6 protein-coding genes and 1 pseudogene are annotated in these 5,637 nt (G+C 35.8%); 1 reads left to right on the top strand and 6 read right to left on the bottom strand.

Annotation, left to right across the window (positions count from 1 at the left end; genetic code table 11):
• The 6 genes and pseudogenes from OZD66_RS02835 to OZD66_RS02815 all read right to left on the bottom strand — a co-directional run.
• A pseudogene (locus OZD66_RS02835) lies at positions 1–292 on the bottom strand (hypothetical protein); the annotation flags it as partial.
• Positions 293–454: 162 nt separating this feature from the next.
• Positions 455–676: a hypothetical protein gene (locus OZD66_RS06020; protein ID WP_022626388.1), complete on the bottom strand. Its 222-nt coding sequence runs from the start codon at positions 674–676 to the stop codon at positions 455–457.
• Positions 677–701: 25 nt separating this feature from the next.
• Positions 702–854, bottom strand: a complete 153-nt coding sequence (locus OZD66_RS02830) for a hypothetical protein (RefSeq protein WP_167482793.1) — start codon at positions 852–854, stop codon at positions 702–704.
• A gap of 15 nt (positions 855–869) precedes the next feature.
• Entirely contained in the window at positions 870–1,073 is a 204-nt protein-coding gene (locus OZD66_RS02825) for an IS5 family transposase (RefSeq protein WP_007549940.1), read from the bottom strand.
• Positions 1,074–1,164: 91 nt separating this feature from the next.
• The gene (locus OZD66_RS02820; RefSeq protein WP_182367141.1) at positions 1,165–2,331 is read right to left on the bottom strand and encodes an aspartate kinase; all 1,167 of its coding nucleotides are present in this window, start codon (positions 2,329–2,331) and stop codon (positions 1,165–1,167) included.
• Positions 2,332–2,526: 195 nt separating this feature from the next.
• Complete coding sequence (locus tag OZD66_RS02815) at positions 2,527–3,987, bottom strand: hypothetical protein (protein ID WP_182367110.1); 1,461 nt, start codon at positions 3,985–3,987, stop codon at positions 2,527–2,529.
• 138 nt (positions 3,988–4,125) lie between these two features.
• Between OZD66_RS02815 and OZD66_RS02810 the strand changes: the two genes are divergently transcribed.
• Entirely contained in the window at positions 4,126–5,400 is a 1,275-nt protein-coding gene (locus OZD66_RS02810) for an APC family permease (RefSeq protein WP_010082345.1), read from the top strand.
• Positions 5,401–5,637 lie beyond the last annotated feature (237 nt).

Below are 5,637 nucleotides of genomic sequence, written 5' to 3'. Positions count from 1 at the left end.
TAAATTTGTTACCTCTCTTACCCACTCCATAATTAAACAACTCTGCAATGTCTCCTATTTGTCCTCCTAATAATGAGAATTGGTATAAGGCAGTATAATGATGGAGTTTTGGAATGGCATTGGTATCAGGTTGCAATTTTAGCTTACATTGTGCCAATCTTTCTTCGATTGCTGCTTGCATAAATTCTGCCTGTCTTTTAGTTCTGCAGTGCACTATCGCATCATCCACATATCTTTCAAATGGTACTGTTGGGTGATTTTGTTTCATCCATATATCAAATGCATGGTGCATAAATATGTTTGAAATGATTGGGCTTATTGAACCTCCTTGCGGAACTCCTTTTTTCCCTAACTACCTTACTGCCATCTGCTTGCTGAATAGGGGATTTCATCCACCTTTCAACATACAGTATAACCCATTTGCAGTCTGTGTGCTTCTTGATAGCCTGCAGTGCTAAATTGTGGTCCAGATTGTCGAAAAATCCTGTAACATCAACAGCTTTCTTGGTAATCGTATCCTGTCTCCAATAAACAGCGGTTTTGCTATGTATCCTTGATCAGCAAAAAACTTACGTAAAGTTGGAGCCTTGTATTTAGCTTGAGTGAAAAGATTTAGAGCACCATCACGATCTTGAACACTTGCACTATGAACATCAGCCGCAATAATTAAGCCCACTGTATCTACAACAATATGACGTTTTCTACCCTTTATTTTTTTTCAGCATCATATCCTCTGGATCCCCTTTTTGAGTGGTTTTTACTGATTGACTGTCAATTATTCCTACTGAAGGTGTTTCATTTTTACCAAACATTTTTCTTACCTCTTTTACTAGCATATTATGTATTTTTTCCAATTTGCCATTACTACGTCACCTGAGAAAATAGTCATACACTGTCTTCCATGGAGGAAAATCTTTCGGCAGCATTCTCCATTGACAACCACCTCTCATTATATACCTTATTGCATTAATAATTGTTCTGATATTGTGCTTTCTTGGCCTCCCTATCTTTCCTTGTGCAACATGTGGCTCCAAAATTTCCCATTCCTTATCACTTATATCACTTGGATACAATTTTCCCTCCTATTTTTTACTTACACTATCATATTTTTTTCCTCATTCCTTTTCAAGACATACTCTTAGACAACTGGACGTCAAGCCTATCCTAGTGCTGCATATCAAGCTCATACTCAGTATGTAAATCTTTGACTAAAGCTACAGCGCATTCTTTTTGAACAATTATACTGATTTTGATTTCAGATGTTGTGATAGCAAGTATTTCTATCTTTTTTTCGCTTAAAACCTTGAGTGTGCGGTGCATCACTTCAGTGTTAGACATAACACCAATACCAATTATTGAAATTTTAGCTACATTATCGTTTATAGCATAATTTTCATTCTTATTCAGTAACTTTTCCATTAAATCAATATCAAATTTGGAGATAACAAAACTTGACCCATGTATCATATCAATTTTAACGTTTGCCCCTACTATATCTCTTAAAGTACGCAAGTTATTTGCAAGGTTAGTGAAAGTCACAAGAGCTTCATTAGTGCTATAAGTTATTCCAGTAATTAAGTATCTCTCTAGTACCTCCCTTTTGTGTAGCACTGTGGTGCCTTCTACTTCCTTAAAAGTGGATAGCACTTGCACTTTAATGTTATGTTTCATTGCAAGTTGTACTGAACGATTATGCAGTATTTTAGCACCAGATGACGACATTTCCAACATTTCATCGTAAGAGATAAATTTGAGCTTGCGTGCCTTTGGAACAGTTTTCGGGTCTGCTGTATATATTCCATCAATATCAGTAAAAATTTCGCAAGCTCTAACACCAAAGGCTATCGCGAAGGCAACTGCTGATATATCAGAGCCTCCTCTTCCAAAAGTAGTGATTCTATCATCATTTATACCCTGAAAACCAGCGATGATCGCAGCAGTATAACCCTCAGCAAAAGATCTTTTCACACGGTCAATCTTTATTGTTTTTATTTTAGACTCAGAATAAAAATCATCAGTTACAATTGGTAACTGCCAGGCAAGCCATGATTTAGCATTAACTCCGATCGATTGGAGAGTGATAGCTAATAGACCGCAAGAGATTTGCTCTCCTGCTGAAAGCATAACGTCATACTCTGATAACTCTTGTCTGCAACTTAAATTTGAGATTTGCCTAGCCTGAAAAGCCATTTGGTCAGTAAATCCTGCAACAGCAGATACAACAACGATTACATTACAACCTTTCTCAATATCGTTTTTTATCAAATTTGCAACTCGGTTTAAATCAGTTAGCGAAGTCCCACCAAATTTTTTTATGATTGTTTTGTCCATAGTTACAATATAACTCTCTTCTGAAGAAAAATATAGTTTTTGTAGAGATAGCAGCTTGCAAGTCATTCAGAAAAGGGAGGACAAAGCTATAGCTATACCGCCGCGGCGCTAACTAGTAGCGGAATGACGAATTTGTTGTTTTTCAAATTGTAGGTGAACCTAAGCCACTTTAGCTATATAGCACGAATTAAACCACTAAGCAGCAGAAGACCTTGCATGAACTCCAAAAAATGCTTTTACTCCTTCAAGATAAGTAGGTGGTTCTGCAGGAATGCTTACCTCATATATTGTAAGATATATTGCCGAATCTACAATATCATCTGTTATTGATTCCCTTAGTCCTTGTTTTATCTGCCCTCTATGAATACGTTCCTTATAATCTTTGTGCAATTTCACGTAGAGTTCTTTAAACACAAATTCTTTTATAGCATTTCTTGTATAAGAAATGTCATCCTTTGCCTCATCGTCCATGACACCCCAATCTAATTTAGAATCTGATGAGTATAATTTATCAAAATTTTTCTCAAAATTTTCCTTTAAGACTTTTATCTTATGGTAATGCTTACCCATATATCCTTCAAAAAATCTTTTAGTAGCATTACAAACTAGCCCCCTTATTAGGTCAGGCTCTAGTTGAGCTATAAAGTTATTTTGTACTTCAAGACAACTAAGCGAATAAATAATACGATCGCACATTCCCAGAGTACATAAACCAAGTCCATCCTTTAAATTCATTAGTAATAGTGAATTCACATCTGATTTTTGATTCTTAGCAGCAGTTGAAACTAAGTTTGCAGCTTGTGTGAGAGTTAGTCCAGTTTTTGATTCTTGCCAAGCTGCTTCATTGGAACCATTAAAGTTAAGGTAAAATTTTAATTGCTCTTTTTGCTCAGTTGTAAGCTCATCTGAATTATTTATGTAGTCTTCAAACTCTTTATTGAGTACATTTGGTTGAGTTCCAAATTTCTGTTTTAGTTCTTCAGCACAGTTTATGACACTTTCCTCAAAACTTCTAGTATGAACACTTTGACTACCAGTGCCCACATCACTTACATTAAACAAAAAGCTTAGCTGCTTTACATTTGAATCTTTTAAACCTAAAGGCGAGAAGAGCTTTACCAATGGATACTTTATTAACTCGAGAAGAGCTACTGGGATTAATAATATAGCATTTATAAGTATGAAACATGCTTGAAGAGAAAGTGAAAGTCCTCCATATCCCAATCCTTGCAGTAACTTATTAATGGTAGATATCTTCGAAGTACAATACAAAAATGGTAATTGAATGCAATATATTAAATATATAGAGAGAAATAGAATCTTATCTTTCAATCCTATTGTTGGGTCGTTATATACTTCAGAAAAAATGTCATCACCACTGTTTTCATCCTTGAAAGATTGATAGCTGCTTATAATCTTTTCCGTAAAGATGGAGCAGAGTATATGTATGCTGGAGAACACAACAAACGAAACTACACCTAATATACCAAAGACTAACTCTGTAACTTGTGGATTTAATGAAGTAAGAGCTCCTCCAAAAAGGAATGAATCAACCACAAGAATTAAATATGCCGACAAAAACCATGCTGCAGTACAAGCAGCAAATAATAAAATATGTCCACAAATAACTAGAAGCTTTTTTAGTTTCTGATTCATAACCCCATCTTAATAATCTGTTAATATTATCTATTTTAGAAATAAATTGAAAAAAATGCAAGTTTCTATAGAGATTGATTGAAATTTCTGAGCTTCAGTTATATTGTTAATCTATTCAGATAGAAATTAGAAACTATTGTGTCAAATAAAATAGGTTTTTGGGCTATTTTTGCCTTAGTGATTAGTAGCCAAATTGGCTCTGGAATTTTTATGCTTCCAATTAGCCTTGCTCCATATGGCATGTATAGCCTTATAAGCTGGATAATATCAGGGCTTGGTGCTATATCTCTTGCTTTAGTTTTTGCCTCACTCTGCGCAAAATTTCCGGAAACGGGTGGCCCTCACGTCTATGTAAAGCATGCTTTTGGCCCTGCTGCAGCTTTTTTTGTTGGTTGGACGTATTGGGTGATCTCATGGGTTAGCACAACAGCCGTAATAGTTGTGGGTGTTGGTTATCTTACACCATTTTTCCATGAAGATATTCAAAACGTACATCTGTTTTTAGAGATGTTATTACTTACAATTATTACACTAATAAATTTTAGAGGAGTAGCTACTGCTGGACGTGTTGAGTTTTTATTGACGGTGATAAAAATTTCTGTATTGCTTGTAATACCTATAGCAGCATTGTTTTTTTTTGATAGAAATAACTTCATCATAAGTGAAGAAATATCAAATCTTACAACATCGCAGATTCTTGCCCGTTCTACACTTATTACTCTATGGGGTTTTATTGGAGTTGAATTGGCAACAGCACCTGCAGGGTCAGTTGATAATCCAGCTAGAACAATACCAAGAGCTGTGGTACTTGGAACAATCTCTGTTGCTGTTGTGTATTTTATCAACAATCTTGCAATTATGGGATTAATAAATGGCAATGATTTAGCAAGTTCAAGAGCACCATATGTTGACGCAATAAAAATTATGGCCTCTGGCAATTGGCACTTGATTATTTCTATAACTGCGTTCATTTTTTGTGTTGGTACTTTAAACGCTTGGGTACTAGCTAGTGGACAAGTGGCCCTTGGCCTTGCAAAAGATAAACTGATGCCACAGTTTTTTGCTCAAAGAAACAAGCACGGTTCTCCTTTCTGGGGCATAACAACTAGCTCAGTTGGAACTGCAACTTTACTAATCCTCACTTCAAGCAACAATTTTGCTAAGCAGATCACATCAATTATCGACTTTTCTGTAGTTTCATTTTTATTTGTTTACCTTGCATGCAGTCTTGCTTTTCTCAAAGTTATTGTGCAAGAAAAGAGTTGTTACAAATTTTTAATTGGCAGTATAGCAACAACCTTTTGCTGCTGGGTAATATTTGAAACTTCTGTGAATACCTTGCTGATCGCAAGCTTATTCACTGCAAGTGGCGTACCTCTTTATTTATTTTGGTATCGCAGAGTTTCTGTATAGCAAATGTTATGTATCTGTTCAGCAGAGTGGTAAAATAAGGTAGACGAGAAAAGACAACTATAGGAAGAAATGGGTGTCATGCCAGTGCGTGACACTGGCATCCAGTTCTTTCGCGCAGTTCCATCAAAAACGTTGTAAAGGATTAATCGCTTTCGTGTTTACCAACTTAGTGCCCAATCTGGATCCCAGTGGGCTTTGTTGCATAGCAACTGAAAAAATCTGGTGGCTACTGACAAA

This window comes from Wolbachia endosymbiont of Drosophila baimaii (assembly GCF_028982185.1).
GTDB classification, from domain to species: domain Bacteria; phylum Pseudomonadota; class Alphaproteobacteria; order Rickettsiales; family Anaplasmataceae; genus Wolbachia; species Wolbachia pipientis.
Note: the sequence above shows the minus strand (reverse complement) of the source record. Positions and strands in the feature narration are given on the sequence as shown.

Coding starts and splice junctions, on each gene's coding strand:
- OZD66_RS02820 (WP_182367141.1), bottom strand. CDS start 2,331: ATGGACAAAACAATCATAAAAAAATTTGGTGGGACTTCGCTAACTGAT.
- OZD66_RS02815 (WP_182367110.1), bottom strand. CDS start 3,987: ATGAATCAGAAACTAAAAAAGCTTCTAGTTATTTGTGGACATATTTTA.